The 16402-nt window shown below is 59.8% G+C and carries 14 protein-coding genes and 1 riboswitch; of the genes, 4 read left to right on the top strand and 10 right to left on the bottom strand.

The window, feature by feature from the left end:
• Both C2E15_RS01135 and C2E15_RS01130 read left to right on the top strand, forming a co-directional pair.
• Positions 1 to 765: a hypothetical protein gene (locus C2E15_RS01135; protein ID WP_104955776.1), complete on the top strand. Its 765-nt coding sequence runs from the start codon at positions 1 to 3 to the stop codon at positions 763 to 765.
• An 88-nt stretch (positions 766 to 853) separates the two neighbouring features.
• Positions 854 to 1990: a GNAT family N-acetyltransferase gene (locus C2E15_RS01130; protein WP_104955775.1), complete on the top strand. Its 1137-nt coding sequence runs from the start codon at positions 854 to 856 to the stop codon at positions 1988 to 1990.
• Here the strand turns inward: C2E15_RS01130 and C2E15_RS01125 are convergent.
• Positions 1984 to 3816 (bottom strand): ABC transporter ATP-binding protein, encoded by a 1833-nt coding sequence (locus tag C2E15_RS01125; protein ID WP_104959039.1) that lies wholly within the window; start codon positions 3814 to 3816, stop codon positions 1984 to 1986. The genes C2E15_RS01130 and C2E15_RS01125 overlap by 7 nt on opposite strands.
• 111 nt (positions 3817 to 3927) lie before the next feature.
• On the opposite strand from C2E15_RS01125, the gene C2E15_RS01120 reads away from it, so the two are divergent.
• Positions 3928 to 4542: an alpha/beta hydrolase gene (locus C2E15_RS01120; RefSeq protein WP_104955774.1), complete on the top strand. Its 615-nt coding sequence runs from the start codon at positions 3928 to 3930 to the stop codon at positions 4540 to 4542.
• Positions 4543 to 4563: 21 nt separating this feature from the next.
• Here the strand turns inward: C2E15_RS01120 and C2E15_RS22235 are convergent, their stop codons facing one another.
• The 3 genes from C2E15_RS22235 to crcB form a co-directional block, all read right to left on the bottom strand.
• The gene (locus C2E15_RS22235; protein WP_342747463.1) at positions 4564 to 4758 is read right to left on the bottom strand and encodes a TIM barrel protein; all 195 of its coding nucleotides are present in this window, start codon (positions 4756 to 4758) and stop codon (positions 4564 to 4566) included.
• Positions 4758 to 5381 carry a sugar phosphate isomerase/epimerase family protein gene (locus tag C2E15_RS01115; protein ID WP_342747462.1) on the bottom strand — a complete coding sequence of 208 codons (624 nt, stop codon included), beginning with the start codon at positions 5379 to 5381 and terminating at the stop codon, positions 4758 to 4760. The genes C2E15_RS22235 and C2E15_RS01115 overlap by 1 nt, the downstream gene beginning before the upstream one ends.
• Positions 5382 to 5463: 82 nt before the next feature.
• Positions 5464 to 5841 (bottom strand): fluoride efflux transporter CrcB, encoded by a 378-nt coding sequence (gene crcB, locus C2E15_RS01110; protein WP_104955773.1) that lies wholly within the window; start codon positions 5839 to 5841, stop codon positions 5464 to 5466.
• 103 nt (positions 5842 to 5944) lie between these two features.
• A riboswitch (Fluoride riboswitch) is annotated at positions 5945 to 6019 on the bottom strand.
• A 146-nt stretch (positions 6020 to 6165) separates the two neighbouring features.
• Between crcB and C2E15_RS01105 the strand changes: the two genes are divergently transcribed.
• Positions 6166 to 7317, top strand: a complete 1152-nt coding sequence (locus C2E15_RS01105; protein ID WP_104955772.1) for an acetyltransferase domain-containing protein — start codon at positions 6166 to 6168, stop codon at positions 7315 to 7317.
• 153 nt (positions 7318 to 7470) lie between these two features.
• Here the strand turns inward: C2E15_RS01105 and C2E15_RS01100 are convergent, their stop codons facing one another.
• From C2E15_RS01100 to treC, 6 genes are all read right to left on the bottom strand, one after another.
• On the bottom strand, positions 7471 to 8283 hold the full coding sequence (locus C2E15_RS01100; RefSeq protein WP_104955771.1) for a hypothetical protein: 813 nt from the start codon (positions 8281 to 8283) through the stop codon (positions 7471 to 7473).
• An 83-nt stretch (positions 8284 to 8366) separates the two neighbouring features.
• The gene (locus C2E15_RS01095; RefSeq protein WP_104955770.1) at positions 8367 to 9533 is read right to left on the bottom strand and encodes an MFS transporter; all 1167 of its coding nucleotides are present in this window, start codon (positions 9531 to 9533) and stop codon (positions 8367 to 8369) included.
• A gap of 102 nt (positions 9534 to 9635) precedes the next feature.
• Complete coding sequence (locus tag C2E15_RS01090) at positions 9636 to 10439, bottom strand: hypothetical protein (RefSeq protein WP_104955769.1); 804 nt, start codon at positions 10437 to 10439, stop codon at positions 9636 to 9638.
• Between the two features lie 11 nt (positions 10440 to 10450).
• Positions 10451 to 11887: a radical SAM protein gene (locus tag C2E15_RS01085; protein WP_104955768.1), complete on the bottom strand. Its 1437-nt coding sequence runs from the start codon at positions 11885 to 11887 to the stop codon at positions 10451 to 10453.
• Complete coding sequence (locus tag C2E15_RS21900; RefSeq protein WP_104955767.1) at positions 11887 to 14553, bottom strand: glycosyltransferase; 2667 nt, start codon at positions 14551 to 14553, stop codon at positions 11887 to 11889. Before C2E15_RS21900 ends, C2E15_RS01085 begins: the two co-directional genes overlap by 1 nt.
• Before the next feature lie 184 nt (positions 14554 to 14737).
• The gene (gene treC, locus C2E15_RS01075; RefSeq protein ID WP_104959038.1) at positions 14738 to 16396 is read right to left on the bottom strand and encodes an alpha,alpha-phosphotrehalase; all 1659 of its coding nucleotides are present in this window, start codon (positions 16394 to 16396) and stop codon (positions 14738 to 14740) included.
• Positions 16397 to 16402 lie beyond the last annotated feature (6 nt).

The raw sequence follows: 16402 nt of genomic DNA, 5'->3' as shown, positions 1-16402 counted from the left end.
ATGGGAACGGCGATATTTATGGTGCTGATGGTCTGCGGTTACTGGTACAGCAGCCGCGATCTTTCCACCCGCTTTAAATTTAAACGTACTTTCGGCTGGGACGTCTACTTTCTGGTGGCGCTCTACGGCTGCATTTTCGTGATTCAGGGCGTTATCGCCACCGCTATTATTTGGCTGCTGCTGCTGGCCGCTTCCGCCACCATGAACGAATTTCCAGGCTATTTCGGCCCGGAACACCACCGCTATCACATTGAGTTTATGAACTGGAGCTTTCTCGGCATCCAGGCTCCGGTGGTGATTATGCTGACCTTCGCCGTGCTGTTTTGTCTCTACCGCTCCAACTGGGCGGGCAGCGCGCGTCTCGACAGCCGTGGGCGCCGCGAGCTGTATAATACGCTGTCGCGCTCCAACGGCGTGGAACATCTGCTCTATCAGTGCATGGAGCAGGGGGAACTGGCGTGGATCACGCTCACTTCGCACCGCATCTATATCGGTATGATCCATACCTCCTCCTTCGACAGCGCCGACGCCAATAATGTGGTGCTGATCCCGATGCTGAGCGGCTACCGCGACAGCAAAACGCTCGACCTGGTGGTGGAACATAACTACAGCGCCTGGTATGACAAACATGACATTACCCTGACCTCGGAGCCGCAGTCGGCGCTGGCGTTCCGCAAGGTGATTCTGCTCGATCAGATCGAAAGCCTGTCGCTGTTCGATCCCGCCAGCGCGCTGGCGCTGAATATGCGCGAGGATGGCGACTGAGCGGTATGCGCGCAGAACTATGCTAAGGTGAATATTCACTTTCGGACGGGCCGTCGCCAGACGGCCCGCTCTCTGCCGGAGTTTGTTGATGTCGCTCTCCTTTCTCGCTTCGCTTAACGCCGTTTCCGCCGCCGACTGGGACAGCCTGCTGCCCGATAACCAACCATTTTTGCGTCACGCCTTTCTCAGCGCGCTGGAAGAGAGCAGCAGCGTCGGCGCGGAAAGCGGCTGGCAGCCCGCGCATCTCGCCTGGTTCGAACAGGGACAGCTGCGCGCCGCGCTGCCCGGCTACAGCAAAAGCCACTCCTGGGGCGAATATGTCTTCGATCACAGCTGGGCGGACGCCTGCCGCCGCGCCGGCATCCGTTACTATCCGAAATGGCTGGGCGCGGTGCCGTTCAGTCCGGTCAGCGGGCCGCGTCTGCTGGGCGACACGCAGGCGCTGACAGCGCTGCTGGAAGCGCTGCCGGAGAGCCTGGCGCGGCATGGCTTTTCCGGCGCCCATATCAATTTCACCGACGCGCGCGCCGATGCGCTGCTGGCGACGCAGCCCGGCTGGCTGGAGCGCCTCGGCTGTCAGTATCACTGGCACAATCCCGGCTACCGCGACTTTCAGGATTTCCTTGATACGCTGATGTCGCGCAAGCGCAAGCAGATCCGTAAAGAGCGCGCGCAGGTGGCGGAAAACGGCATTACCTTTCACGGTTTTAGCGGCGGCGAGCTGAGCGAGGCGCAGTGGGATTTTGTCTACACCTGTTACGCCAACACCTACGCGGTGCGCGGCCAGCTGCCCTATCTGACGCGGGATTTCTTCAGCCTGCTGGCGGAGCGGATGCCAGCGGCGATCCATGTGGTTTTCGCCCAGCGCGAGGCGCAGCCGGTGGCGATGGCTTTTAGCCTGCTCAGCGAGGATACGCTTTACGGACGTTACTGGGGCTGTCTGGCGGAGTTCGATCGGCTGCATTTTGAAACCTGCTTCTGGCAGGGGATGGAGTTCGCCATCGCGCGCGGGCTGCGCCGTTTCGACGCGGGCGCGCAGGGGGAACATAAGCTGGTGCGCGGCTTTGAGCCGACCCTTACCCGCTCATGGCATACCCTGCGCCACGAAGGGCTGCAGCAAGCGGTGGCGGACTTTCTGCAGCAGGAGCGGGAAGGCGTGCGCGCCTGGGCGGAGGAAGCGCGCGAATCGCTTCCCTACCGCCGGGGCGAACAATCGGCTCAGTAATCGCCGACGAAGTTACCGGTCTGATGCCGCCACAGGCGGGCATAGAGGCCGTTCTGCGCCAGCAGCTGCTGGTGATTGCCGATTTCAATAATCCTGCCGTTCTGCAGCACCACCAGCCGATCGAGCCGGGCGATGGTGGATAAGCGGTGGGCGATGGCGATCACCGTTTTGCCCTCCATCAGCGTATCCAGACTCTCCTGAATCGCCGCCTCCACTTCGGAATCGAGCGCCGAGGTCGCCTCATCCATAATCAATATCGGCGCATCTTTCAGCAACACGCGGGCGATGGCGATACGCTGCCTCTGGCCGCCGGAGAGCTTCACGCCGCGTTCGCCGAGGTGCGCATCCAGCCCGCTGCGCCCCTGGTTATCGGAGAGCAGCGGAATAAACTCTTCGGCGCGCGCGCGGCGGATGGCGGTCCACAGCTCCTCTTCGCTGGCGTCGGGACGGCCATACAGCAGGTTGTCACGGATCGAGCGGTGCAACAGCGAGGTATCCTGGGTGATCATGCCGATCTGCGCGCGCAGGCTGGTCTGAGTGACGCTGGCGATATCCTGCCCGTCGATGGTGATGCGCCCGCCGTTCAGGTCATACAGCCGCAGCAGCAGGTTAACCAGCGTCGATTTCCCGGCGCCCGACGGGCCGATCAGCCCAATCTTCTCGCCCGGTTTGATATCAAGATTGAGGCTATTGATCACCTGGCGGCCGCCGCCGTAATCAAAGCGCACGCTGTCAAAATGAATGGCGCCCTGGCGGACGTGCAGCGGCCTGGCGCCTGGCGCGTCGGTGACGCTCAGCGGCTGGGAGATGGTGGTCAGGCCATCCTGTACCGTACCGATATTGTCGAAAATGCCGTTCACCACCCACATAATCCAGCCGGACATATTGACGATGCGGATCACCAGCCCGGTGACCAGCGCGATCGCCCCGACGGTAATCAGCGATTCACTCCACAGCCAGAGCGCCAGGCCACAGGTGGCGCCGATCAGCAGGCCATTCAGCGTGGAGAGCGTCACATCCATGCTGGTGAGCATGCGGCTGGCGTGCTGGGTTTTGGCGGTCTGTTCACCGATCGCTTCCTGCGCGTAGCGCTGTTCCAGGTCGGTATGGGCGAACAGCTTCAGGGTGGTGATATTGGTGTAGCCGTCGACAATGCAGCCCATCAGCTTCGAGCGCGCCTCAGAGGAGACCACCGAGCGCGCCTTGATGCGCGGCACAAAGTAGCGCAGCGTGCAGGCGTAGGCGACGATCCAGATAATCAGCGGCAACATCAGCCGCCAGTCCGCCTCGGCGAACAGCACCAGCGAGGTGATGGCGTAGATGGATACGTGCCAGATGGCGTCGACGATCTGTACCGCCGAATCGCGCAGCGCATTGCCGGTTTGCATAATGCGCTGCGCGATGCGTCCGGAAAAATCGTTCTGAAAAAACTTCAGGCTCTGGCGCAGCACGTAGCTGTGGTTTTGCCAGAGGATCAGGCTGCCAAGGCTCGGACCGATGCTCTGATGGATCAGCAGATCGTGCAGGCCGATAAACAGCGGCCGCAGGATCAGCGCCACCGCCGCCATCCACAGCAGCGTGCCCCAGTGATCGTGAAAGAAGGTGGCGGGCGTCGAGGCGTTGACCATATCGATCAGCTGGCTCAGATAGCGGTAGAGCGCCACCTCAATCAACGAGGTAATCAGCCCGACCGTCAGCAGCGCGGCGAAGCTGCGCCACACCTGACGCAAAAAATAGCGGTAGAAGGCGCCGACGGTTTCCGGCGGCGCGTCGCCAGGCGCATCCTGGAAAATGTTGATATAACGTTCGAAACGGCGGAACAGCATAATCACGCTCACTTTTTGACCGACGAGTCTCTGAGCTTAGTGCAAATTGCCGCGAGGGTTTAACTCTGCAGCGTAAAAGCGCATGCTGAAACTTTCTACGCGGAGGCGAAGATGACAAAAAAACTGGTGATTTTTCTGCACGGCGTCGGCAGCAACGGCGACGATTTGGCCGGGCTTGGCCCGCACTGGGCACCGCTGCTGCCCGCAACCGCCTTTGCCGCGCCCGATGCGCCTTTTCGCTTCGATCACGGCCCCGGCTATCAGTGGTTCAGCCTTGACGGCATTACGCCGCAAAACCGCGCTGAACGCGTGATCGCCGCCCGCTCCGCCTTTGATAAGACGCTGCACGGGCTGCTGAGCGCGCATCAGGTCACCGAGCCGGAAAACGTGCTGCTGGTGGGCTTTTCGCAGGGTTCGATCATGGCGCTGGACGCGCTGGCCTCCGGACGCTGGCCGCTGGCGGGCGTGGTGGCCTTTTCCGGCCGGCTGGCGACGCCGGAGCCGCTGATGCCGGCGCGCCACGCCCCGGCGCTGCTGGTGCATGGCCGGGTCGATGCGGTGATCCCGTGGGAAGAGAGCGAATCGGCGGCGCTGCGGCTGAAAGCGGCGGGCGTGCCGGTAGAGACGCTGTACGAAACCGGCATCGGCCATACCATTTCCGGGGCGGGCGCCCAGCGCGCGGCGACCTTTATCGCCCGCTGCTTCGGCATTGGCGACCGCATGTGATCCTGACGCCTGCCGCGTCGGCTATGACCAGCAGCGGCGCAACGCGGCGAACGCTTGCTGCGCCGCGCGCAACGGTGGCTGCTGCTGCAGCTGGTCGTTGAACACCTCAATGCCGACCGGGCCGCGATAACCCTTACGCTTCAGCGCGGTGACATAGTCCGCCACCGGCAGGTGGCCGTCGCCCGGCAGCAGCCGACGATGGCGCGCCGTCTCCATCAGGTGCGCCCTATCCCCGGCGTCACCGCCTCGGCCACATCGCACAGCTGCACTTCATAAATCCGCTCCGGCGGAATGCTCTCCAGTACGCGGGCGTCGTCGCCGCGCGCGGCGATATGAAACAGATCCACCACCAGCCCGACGTTCGGCAGATCGAGCCGCTCCAGCCGCCGCCAGGTCGGCTCCAGCCGGTTATCGATGCGGCTCCAGGCCATTGGCTCATACATTACGCGCAGGCCGTGGTGCGCCGCTTCGGCGGAAAGCCAGCGTAAATCCTCATCGATCAGCTCAGCCTGACAGTCGTCGCGCGTACTGGCGGGCGCCTGTACCGTATCGCAGCCGATCGCCTGCGCCAGCTGGAAAAAGCGTTGCGCTTCCTGACGCTTTTCATGACGCAGCGTCAAGGGCGCGCCGGCGAAATCGCGCAGCACCTGACAGTTGGTAAAGCCCAGCGCAAGCTGCCGCGCCCGTTCGCGCACCGCCGCCGCGCCGCCCGGCGCCGAGTCGATGCTCTCCTGCCAGATTTCTACCTCATCGAAACCGGCCTCTTTCGCCGCCTGCAGCTGTGTTTGCGCATCGCCGGACAGCAGCACCAGGTTAAGAAATGTACGGTTAGTCGTCATCGATCCTCCTTGTTAGCGGGAACGCCGGCGCGCCCACCGCGCGCCGCCCTGTCTAACTGTAGAAGGTTATCGCTGCGCTGGCTTAACCCAGCAGGTTGACCAGCATAAAACCAGCGAAAGTCATCAGCAGTGAGCCGGCCACATGGATCAGCACATGCCCCATCGCCCAGAGATATTTGCCGCTCTGCATCAGCAGCATGATTTCAGCGGAAAAGGTGGAAAAGGTGGTCAGGCCGCCGCACAGCCCGGTGACGATCAGCAGCTTCCACTCCGGCGACAGCTGCGGATGCTTCATAAACCAGGCGGTGGCCATACCGATAATCAGCCCGCCCAGCAGGTTTACCAGCAGCGTGCCGGGCGGCAGACTGGGAAACAGCGCGTTAAAACGCAAAGAGATTAACCAGCGCAGCGTACAGCCCACCGCGCCTCCCAGCATCACAACCAGCATCGATTTCAACATCGCCGTTCAGATCCCGAACATAAAAAGGGTAATTCACAGGGTATGACGCATGGAGGAGGAGGTCGACGTCCTGACATGCGGCACACCTTCCCGTTAAGAAAGCGTCGTGTCAGGCGTCATCAGCGCTCGCAAGCGGAGTCGCGGTTGGGCAAGGTGGTACGCCATCACCTTATCACCGCTGATTTTAGCCGCGCCGGCGGCGTCAGACAAGCGCGCAGCAGGCAGGCGCGCCGCGCTCAGGTTGTTCGCCTCGCCGGGTAAGGCTTGAGCCGCTGCGTTTTGTTATGATATAACATTTCGCTTTGTCACCTTTGGGAAAGAAATATGTCCGATAAGCTTGTTCAACGCCTGCAGGCCATTGATGCGCTGCGCGGCCTGGTGATTTTGCTGATGCTGCTGGATCACGTGCGCGAAACCTTCTATCTGCACAAGCAGTTAGCCGACCCGATCGATGTCGCCCATACTGACCCGGCGCTGTTTATCAGCCGTAGCCTGGCGCACCTGTGCGCGCCGGTATTCGTGTTTTTAACCGGCCTCTCCGCCGCGCTCTATCAGCAGAAGCAGCAGAGCCGCGCGGCGGTTTCGCTGTTTCTGCTGAAGCGCGGCGTGGTGCTGATCGCGCTGGAGCTGACGCTGGTAAACTTCGCCTGGACCTTCAGCTTCCCGCCGGAGGTACTCTATTTGCAGGTAATCTGGGCGATCGGCCTGAGCATGCTGGCGCTGGGCGCGCTGCTGTGGCTGCCGCTGTGGGCGATCGCCACGGTTGGCGTGCTATTGGTGGCGGGGCATAACCTGCTGGACGGCCTGCACGCCGCGCCCGGCTCGCCGTGGCATCTGCCTTGGGCAATTCTGCACGATCGCGGCTGGATTGAGGTGGGCGAGACGCTGCGGATGCGCACCTCTTACCCGCTGCTGCCGTGGATCGGCGTGATTGCGCTGGGCTACTGCGCCGGCCAGCTCTGGCAGCCCGGCTGGCGCAGCGCGCAGCGCGGCCGCGTGTTGCTGACCGCCGCCGCCGCCCTGCTCGGCCTGTTTGCGCTGCTGCGTCTGATTAACGGCTACGGTGAAAAACCGTGGCAGGCGGGCGCGACGCCCGGCGAAAGCGCGATGGCGTTTTTCAATATCACCAAATATCCGCCTTCGCTGCTGTTTCTCTGCCTGACGCTGGCGGTGGGGCTGGCACTGCTGGCGCTGTTTGAGCGCGTGGAGGGCAAAAGCCGCTTGATTGGCTGGCTGGCGGTGTTTGGCAGCGCGCCAATGTTCTTCTATCTGCTGCATCTCTATGTGCTGAAGGCGCTCTATCTGCTCGCCGAGGCGCGCTGGGGAAAAAATCAGGGCGACTGGTTCGGCTTCGATGCCGTCTGGCAGCTGTGGGCCTGCATGCTGGCGCTGGCGCTGCTGCTCTGGTGGCCGGTGCGTGCTTTTGCGCGCCTGAAACAGCAGCGGCGTGATATTCGCTGGCTGAAATATTTTTAAGTCGGGCCGCATGATTCGGGGCTTACTGGCTGAAATTGTATTAACCGCGCCGGGTCGCGTCGGTGCGATAGCCGTTTTAACCGCGCCGGGTCGCAATGGCCTACCCCCATCGCCTTATCGCCCGGCAAAGAGGCCGGGCGATAAGAGCGGGGCTTATTCTGTCGCCGCCGTCGGGCGGCTGCCTGCAATCGCGAGATAGTCGGTATAAAGCTGCGGCGCGCCGGAGAAAGAGGCGAGCTGACGCCATTCCTCATACATGCGCTCACTCTCCTGATGATCGCGTACAAACTGCAGCGCGCGCTCCGTTGAAACATCCAGCTCAGGATGAAAGGCGTTCAGCGACGCCTCGCTCTCGATAATCAGCATCACCGCATACTGATCGAGGCGATTTCCGCCGGTGCCTTTCAGCATATGGAATTTCCAGCCCGGATAATCGTCAATGCGCTGCACATTATCGATAATAAAACGCTCGAAGGTTTCCGGCGCCACATCCTGCTGCAGCGCCAGATTATGGATACCCACAACGCGCGCCGTCGGCGGCTGGCCGGGGATCTGCTGGTAGTTTGGCCCGGCCGGCAGCGAGCTGTGGCTGTTTTCCGCCAGCAGCGCATAGCGCGAGAAAATCGTCGGCAGTTCGCCGAAGGTGGCGAAGGTTTTCCACTCGGCGATGCGATCCAGCGCCGATCGGTTCTGTTGCCAGAACGCTTTGGCGGCCTCGGTCTGCGCCCCTTTCTCATCGATATAGCGCGCATAAGCCTGCGCATCTTGCGCTTCATACAGCATCAGATACTGGTTTTGCCGTTCGCCGCGCAGGCCTTTAAGTAAGGTCCACCGCCAGCCAGGGTAAGCGGGGATGTCGCTGCCCCGCTCGCGCGCGAACTGCTCGAAATGGTCGGCGGTAACGCCTTTTTTCAGGTTTAATCCAATATAGTGCAGACTGAAGACCGGCCGGGATAGCTGATGCATAAATGTTCCTTAGTATTAACAGGTTAGCCTGTAAGTTTTACCCGATTGGGTAAGGTAAATAACCCTGCTTCGCGCGTCGGGGGCTACTTTCCGGGCGCAATGCGGCGGCTTCCGCTTGCCAGCAGCAGCAGGATGACAATGCCGGCGCTGAAGGTCAGTGATAGTCCGATCAGTTGTGCCGCGAAACCGATCAGCGCCGGCCCGGTTAACAGTCCGGCGTAGCCGATCAGGGTCACTGCCGGAATAGCGAAGTCGGGCGGGACGCCGGGCTGGTTGCCTGCGGCGGTAAACAGCAATGGAACGATATTGGCCAGCCCCGCCCCGGTAAGCACAAAACCCAGCAGCGCGATGCCGATCTGCGGCGCGGTGACCAGCATCAACAGCCCCGCCGCCGCCAGCAGGCTGCCCAGCATCAGTACGCGCGCGCCGCCCAGCCGGTTGATCAGCCGGTCGCCGAACAGACGCGCCAGCGCGACGGCAACCGAATAGAGGGCGTAGCCCAGCCCGGCCTGCTGCGCGGCCATGCCGCGCTCGCTGGTCATAAACAGCGCCGACCAGTCGAGCATGGCGCCTTCGGTGAGAAAGATAAAAAAGCAGACCACGGCGATCAGCAGCACGGCACGATGCGATAGCGCGCGCAGCGTGCCGCTCTGGGCGGCGCTCGCCGGGCCGCTTTTCGGCAGCAGGTGCGCAAACGCGACGGCAAGAAGCAGCGCGATCGCTACGGCGACGGCGCACACCGCCATCAGCGGCGCCGCGCCAAGCCAGAGCAGCGCGCTGACGCTGCCGGCCCCAAGGATGCTGCCCAGGCTGTAGCAGCCGTGAAAACCGGACATTTTCGCCTGCCCGCTGCGCCGCTCCACCACTACCGCCTGAGCATTCATCGTGACGTCCAGCACGCCGTTGGCGGCGCCGAACAGCAGCAGCGCCAGCCCCATCGCGGCAAAACTCTCCACCAGCATCAACAGCGGCAGAATGAAACAGAGCGCCAGCGCGCAGAGCGTCAGCAGCGGGCGGTAGCCGAAGCGTGCGATCAACCTGCCGGTAAAAGGCATCATACTCATTGAGCCGGCGGCGATGCAGAACAGCAGCAGGCCCAGCGCGCCTTCGCCGACATTAAGATGCGCTTTGGCAAAGGGGATCAGCGGCGCCCATGACGCCATCCCCAGTCCGGCGATCAAAAAAATGACGCGCGTTGCCTGTTGCTCACGCATCCCCGTGCGGCTTTTCTCGCTGATATGCATGGTCATGTTGCGGTTATCACTCCCTGAAAAGAGGAGAAACAAGCCGGAAACGGCTTTTTGCCGCCGCGCCGGCGGCAGAGCCGGCGCGGGGCGTCCCGACAGCGTGGATCAGTTCAGGCTCTCCGCGACCGACAGATAGTCGGTATAGAGCTGCGGCGAGCCGGAGAACGAAGCGAGTTTTTTCCACTCTTCATACATCAGCTTGGTATCGCGGTGCGCACGGGCGAACTTCGCCGCTTCGTCGGTGGCGATATCGGGTTCCGGGTAAAAAACATCCAGCGCGGCCTGGCTGGCGATCTCCATCAGTACCACATATTGATCGAGTCGATTGCCGCGCACCCCTTTCAGCAGACGAAACTTCCAGTCGGGATAATCTTCGATACGGTGATAATTTTCGGCGATAAAGGTTTCAAAGGCGGCCGGCGTGACGCCAGGACGCAGCGCCACGTTATGGATGCCGATGACGCGCGCCACCGGCGGCTGACCCGGGATCGCCTGGTAACGCGGCCCGTAAGGCACGGTACTGTTGCGGTTTTCCGCCAGCAGATCGTAATCGGTATAAATGGTCGGCAGCTCGCTAAAGGTGCCGTAGGTGCGCCACTCCGTCAGCACCGCCTGCGCTTCAGGGTGCTGCTGCCAGAACTGCTGCGCCAGTGCCGTTTTATCCCCGTCCGGCGTCACATAGCGATCGCGCAGTTCGGCGCTTTCGATTTCATACAGCATCAGGAATTGCCCCGCCCGCTCGCCGCGCAGGCCGCGCAGCAGCGTCCAGCGCCAGCCTGGATAGCAGGGAAGATGAGCGCCCCTGGCTCTGACAAAGGTTTCAAACGCCTCCGGGGTGACGCCCGCTTCGGTATCGATCGCGATGTAGTACAGGCTGAATACCGGCTGCGTCGCGCTGTTGGTCTCCATGTCGTCGCTCCTTAATTGTCCAGGGTGAATTGCGTATTGATAATCGCCTCAACCAGCGTGACGCCGTCAGGCGTCAGGGTGACCCGTTGGCCATCTACCCTCACCAGCTGCTTCTGCTGCAGCTTGTGCAGCGTATGGCTGATAAGCGCGTTATCGAAAAAGCTGTTGCCGTCGAAACGCTGCCGGAACAGGGCATCATCAACCGGGATCAGGGTAGAAAGCGCCATTTTGAAGGCGTTAACCTCGCGCGCGGCGGGAGAGACGCCGCGGCTCTCCTCAATCGGCAGGCGGTTTTCATCCAGCGCCTGCTTATATTTTTTATAGCCGGTGATGTTGATCGCCTCTGAGCGGGTGCATTTCGAGCTGCCGCCGAGGCCGATGGCGACTTCGGGGTACTGCTTATCAAGATCGGTGATGAGGCCTTTCCATTTTTCCGGCTGCTGATGGTTCTGGTGGAAATACATGGTGGGATGTTCGCGGTAGCCCGCAGCGAGGTAGTTCTCTACCAGTTCGCGCATCTGGTACTGTTTGCCAAGGCCCGGAAACGTCATGCTGTTCATGTTGATCAGCCCTTTTTTCTGCCACAGGCTTTCACGCTCGCCCGAAACGCCGGTGCGCGTTTTCATAAACTCTTCCATATGCAGCTTGGTGCAGACCACGTGGGAAAGCTCCAGCTCCAGCGTTTTCTCCATATCATATTTCACGTCATCCACCGTCTGGCCCAGCATCCCGTAGATAAGATCGACGCTGACCCAGTCGATGCCCAGCTCGCGGGCGCTGCGGATGGTCTCTTCGCATTCGTCCGCCGAATGCATTCGCCCGCAGGCGGCAATAATCTGATCGTTAAAAGATTGGGTGCCGAAGCTGATTTTGCCGAAGCCGAGATCTTTCAGCACGGCAAGGTACTCCCGGTTCAGGGTGCCCGGCTCGCCCTCAAAACGCAGGGTGGCGGCAGAGAAGTTGAAGTGGTCGAAATAGAACGCCATCAGGCGGCGCAACTCCGCCTCCGGCAGCAGCGAGGGCGTGCCGCCGAAAATATTAAACTCCCCCACTTCCGCCTGCGCCAGCGACGGCACCTTCTTCAGCCACATCCGCGCTTCTTTGATGTTGTAATCCACCAGGTCGCGGAACACCTGCTGCGAGGCGGGCGCTTTGGGGTTCAGTATCACCGTCGGGTACTGGCAGAAATGGCAGCGGTAGCGACAGGTAGGAATATAAGCCCAGAGGTGGATCTGCTTCGCCTGGCGGATTTCGCTATCCATATCGGCAAAAAATGCGTCGAGCGGGTAGTCGTTCACATCGCCGGGAAAAACATGGCAGCCAAAAGGATCGCGATGCACATAATCGAGAAAAGCGTGATTATCCGCATGGGAAAGAAAGTCATACACGCGCGGCACAGGATAGTTCGGATCGATATCGCGCAGTGACGCCATCGCTTCGCTGTTCATCAGAATACGCCTCCGTTAGCAAAGTAGTTATGAGCCTCGCCCGACTCGCGGTCTTCGCAGAAATACCAGACGAAACGGTTGAAATCCTCGTCCCGCACCGGCTCCAGACAGGCAGGCAGCGGCGGCGGATAACCGATATCCTCGCCCACCGCGCGGCGCAGCGCGGCGAACAGCGCGTCGCGAAACTCAAAATAGAGGCGATAGGCGGGGGTTTTGTAGGCATGGATCGGTTTGAAATCGATCAGGCGCATTTCATTCTTTATTTCATGAATGCGCGCATAGAGCTGGTCGGCGACCGGTCCGGAATAGAACGCACGCACGTCGTCGCGCTCCAGCAGGATCTGCGGGTTGAGCAGCGCTGGCAGGATGATGTTTTTCGGGATGTAATCTTTAATCGAGTAAAACCACGCCTGCTGCGACTGCATCTCGTTGGTATCGGCCAGCGCAGGCCGCTGCGCCTCGCTATCCGGGCGCACATCCTTCATGGTGATAATGCCGTCACGCCCGTAAGCGACGCCGGTGATCACCTCCTCCAGAATGGTATCCACGCGGCGGCTATTGATCTCAACGCGCGAGGCGCTGGCATAGACCGGCTTGCCGCCCCAGGCGATAACCCGGATGCCGAAATCCCAGTCATCAGAGAGATGCTCCACGAAGCGGCCTTGGTTCAGCTGATAGAGGATTTCGATGCCGCCGACCCGGTCATACAGCGTGCGCTCCACGGCGAAGCCTTTGCCATCCGGGAAGCCGCCAAACAGGCTGAAGGAGAAATCGCGGCAGCGCAGCGTTTTATCAATTTCGCGGAACAGATTAGGACGATGGCGAAATGAGTCCAGGTTGTAGTAGTAGTTGCAGGTGCCGAGATCGCCCTTTTCCGTCATCATCTTCTCGACCAGCTCATGCAGCCACCAGGGATCGACCGTACAGTCGGCATCGGCGGAGACGATGTAGTGCTTGCCTTCGCGTCCCAGCCGGCTGTCGCGCGCCCGCGAGCGCAGCGAGGCGTAGTCCATCCCACGCTTGCGCGCGGAAGAGACGCCCTGCACCTTCTCTTCAATAATATGAATATCCATCGCGGGATGCTGCGCGTGGAAATCGTTGATTTTCCCTACCGAATCGTCGGTAGAGTTATTATCAACAATTATCAGCTCATAGCTGGCATGGGTGATAAGCCCGTTTCGCGTCTGCTGCTGCAGCAGCGAAAGCAGCACCGCATCTATTCTGTCGCTTTCATTAAAAACGGGTAGGACAACGGAGACAAAAGTAGTGTCACGCATATTTCCTCCAGAACGGTTGAAATCCATAATGTCGATTACGTTATTCGCCAGAACCTGCTTACCAATAAGAAAATTGCTTTCAGCGATTTTTTCTCTTTCCGCCCGGTCATTCAGCAGGGCGTAAACCTCATGAATAAATGTGTCGTCGGGCCATCCATCCTTCTCTTCAGATATCTCCATCACCGGCGCGGTAAAGCCATGCTGGCCGTAAACTTCCTGGTAATATTCGTAGCGGGTGGTGATATAACAGCGCCGGCTGCTGATCGCCTCGCCGATGGGATTGCCATAGCTGTCATAATCCCAGGAGGTTAAAAAGGAGACGAGATCGCAGGCGTGATAGAGATCCTCGATGGTCATGGCGCCGCTTGCTAAGGAAATACAGTTATGGTGCAGCGGCCCGATAAAGCGCACGCAGGAGGCGACTTCCTGCCGGGCAATTAACGCCTCCAGCTCGGCGTAATGCGCGGCATGTTCATCGGTATCGCCGGCGATGACCAGCCAGACCTTTCTGTCGATATCATCGCGTCCGAACAGCTGGTTCAGCCGCCGCGTCAGCACGATATCGCGGTCGATGCGTTTCTGGGGGATAATGCGCGTGGTGCGGGCAATAAGAATATCCTGCGGCCGGATGCCAAGATAAGCGCGGATATCGGCGGAAGCCCTCTGTTCGGCGAAATCGTAGGTATTTTTTTTGACGCTGATCTCTACCTCGCCGTCGCACCAGGCCTCCAGCTTGCGCTTTAAATCTTCATTAAGCGTGACATAAGCGATATAGGGCGATTTCACCGGCTTGACCGCATGGGGCCAGGGCGCCGCGCCATACTTCATGGCGGTTTTTTCACTGTTCCACATCAGGTCGTGATCGCGCCAGATAACATAGCGGCCAAGCTGATTTTCCCGACCATACTGTTCAATGGCGAGACGGAGCGCGCGGGTATAGATAATATTTTCCGGCAGCGTGCCGTTTTCAACAATCACCGTGCAGACATGCAGGCTGCGCCACAGCGCCATAATTTTTTCGGCAAGCGCCGCGGCGGATTGATTTACCGCCGCCAGTACCGCCTTTTTTTCCTGCGCGGTGGCGGCAATTTTCTGGCTGATTAATATGCCATGCGCCCTTTCAATAAACTCAGGATAATAAAAAGGGACGGAGGAAATATCGTCAATACGCAGCAGAGTAAACACATCGCGATAAATATCGCGCTCATAGCTGTACGGCTTATTAAAATTCCCTTTATCCAGCTTAATATCGTAGCCCAGGTCGAGACAGGCGTGCAGCCCTTTTTTGGCCAATTCCCTGGCAATTTTACAGGCTTCAACAGTAATACCTGATAACGCGACGGCGTCAAAAGAAATAAATATCGCGCAGTTAAGTTCGTACTTTTCCATTTATTAGCCTCTTATGAATGAAATAACGCCACCATAGGAATGAGGAGCATAATAACCGGCAACAGAACTTGTATTAATGACAGGGCACTTCTATTCCAGCGGAATAAAAGGCCCTGCTACAGATTGAGAAAGAGATCGCGCAGTGACTTTGCCGTCACTGAAAAGAAAAGCAGCAAGCGTTAACTTATTTTAACCACCAGGCCGATTCGTAAGGCCTGAGCGTACCGGCACGTAAAGGCTGTTCGCTATCGGCATAATTGCCATATATCAGACGCCACTGCGCATCCCCGGCGAAATAATCCTCGCGAAGCTGAATGGTCTCGCCGCTGAGATTGGCAATCACCATCAGCGTGTTATCGCCGTCACGCCGTTGATAACACCAGCAATCCTCTGCTTCCGGATCGAGATCGAGGTAGTCGCCAAAGGTGATCACCGGCAGGCTTTTGCGCAGTTCAATCAGGCGGCGATAGGTATGCAGTACCGAATCGGGATCTTGCTGCTCGCGGGCGACGTTGATGCTGCGATAGTTGTCCGCCACGTCAATCCAGCTCTGCCCCGCGCTGAAGCCCGCATTGTCGCTGTCGTCCCACTGCACCGGCGTGCGGCCGTTATCGCGCGATTTCTGCGCCAGCACCGCCAGCACCTCCTCCTCCTGCTGATGCAGCATCAGGATTTTGTACATGTTCAGACTTTCCACATCGCGATATTGATCGATGCGGCTGAAATGGGGATTGGTCATGCCGATCTCTTCGCCCTGGTAGATATAGGGCGTGCCCTGCATGCCATGCAGCACCATCGCCAGCATTTTGGCGGAGACCGTGCGCAGCGGGCCATCATCCCCCAGCCGCGAGACGATACGCGGCTGATCGTGGTTACACCAGAACAGCGCATTCCAGGCCAGGCCGTGCATACCGCACTGCCACTCCGAGAAAATTCGCTTCAGCGCGACCCGATCCGGCGGCGCCAGCTTCCACTTCGCGCCGCCCGGATAATCCACCTTCAGGTGATGGAAATTAAAGGTCATCGACAGCTCTTTGCCATCCAGGCGCGCATAGCGCTGACAATGCTCCAGACGGGTCGAAGACATCTCGCCCACCGTCATCAGCCCGCGCGGCTGGAACACGTCGCGGCTCATCTCCTCCAGAAAATCGTGGATCGCGGGGCCGTCGGTATAAAAACGGCGCCCGTCGCCCTCATCATCGTCCGGCAGATCGGGGTGTTTGGAAACCAGGTTGATCACGTCCAGCCGCAGGCCGTCAACGCCCTTATCCGCCCAGAAGTGGCACACCGCTTTCAGCGCGTTGCGCACGTCGGGGTTCTCCCAGTTGAGATCCGCCTGCTGGGAAGAGAAAGAGTGCAGGTAATATTGCTGCGTCTCTTCATGCCAGGTCCAGGCGCTGCCGCCAAATTTCGAATGCCAGTTATTGGGCAGGCGCCCCTCTTTCCCGTCGCGCCAGATATAGTAATCGCGCCACGGGCTGTTACGATCGCCGGCCGCCGCCTTGAACCAGGCATGCTCGGTGGAGGTATGGTTAAACACCATATCCATCACCACTTTGATTTGACGCTGGTGCGCGCCCGCAATCAGCTCCTCAAAATCGGCCATGGTGCCGAACAGCGGATCGATGCCGTAATAGTCCGCCACGTCGTAGCCGTTATCAACCTGAGGAGAGGTATAAACCGGCGTCAGCCAGATGGCGCTAACGCCCAGCCACTGCAGGTAATCCAGCCGACGGGTTATGCCTTTGATATCGCCGATGCCGTTGCCGGTACTGTCCTGGAAGCTGCGCGGATAGATTTGGTAAATCACGCCGTTCTGCCACCAGTGAACGTTTTTATTCATCATTGC

This window comes from Mixta gaviniae (assembly GCF_002953195.1).
GTDB classification, from domain to species: domain Bacteria; phylum Pseudomonadota; class Gammaproteobacteria; order Enterobacterales; family Enterobacteriaceae; genus Mixta; species Mixta gaviniae.
This window is presented reverse-complemented; position numbering and strand designations above follow the sequence as displayed.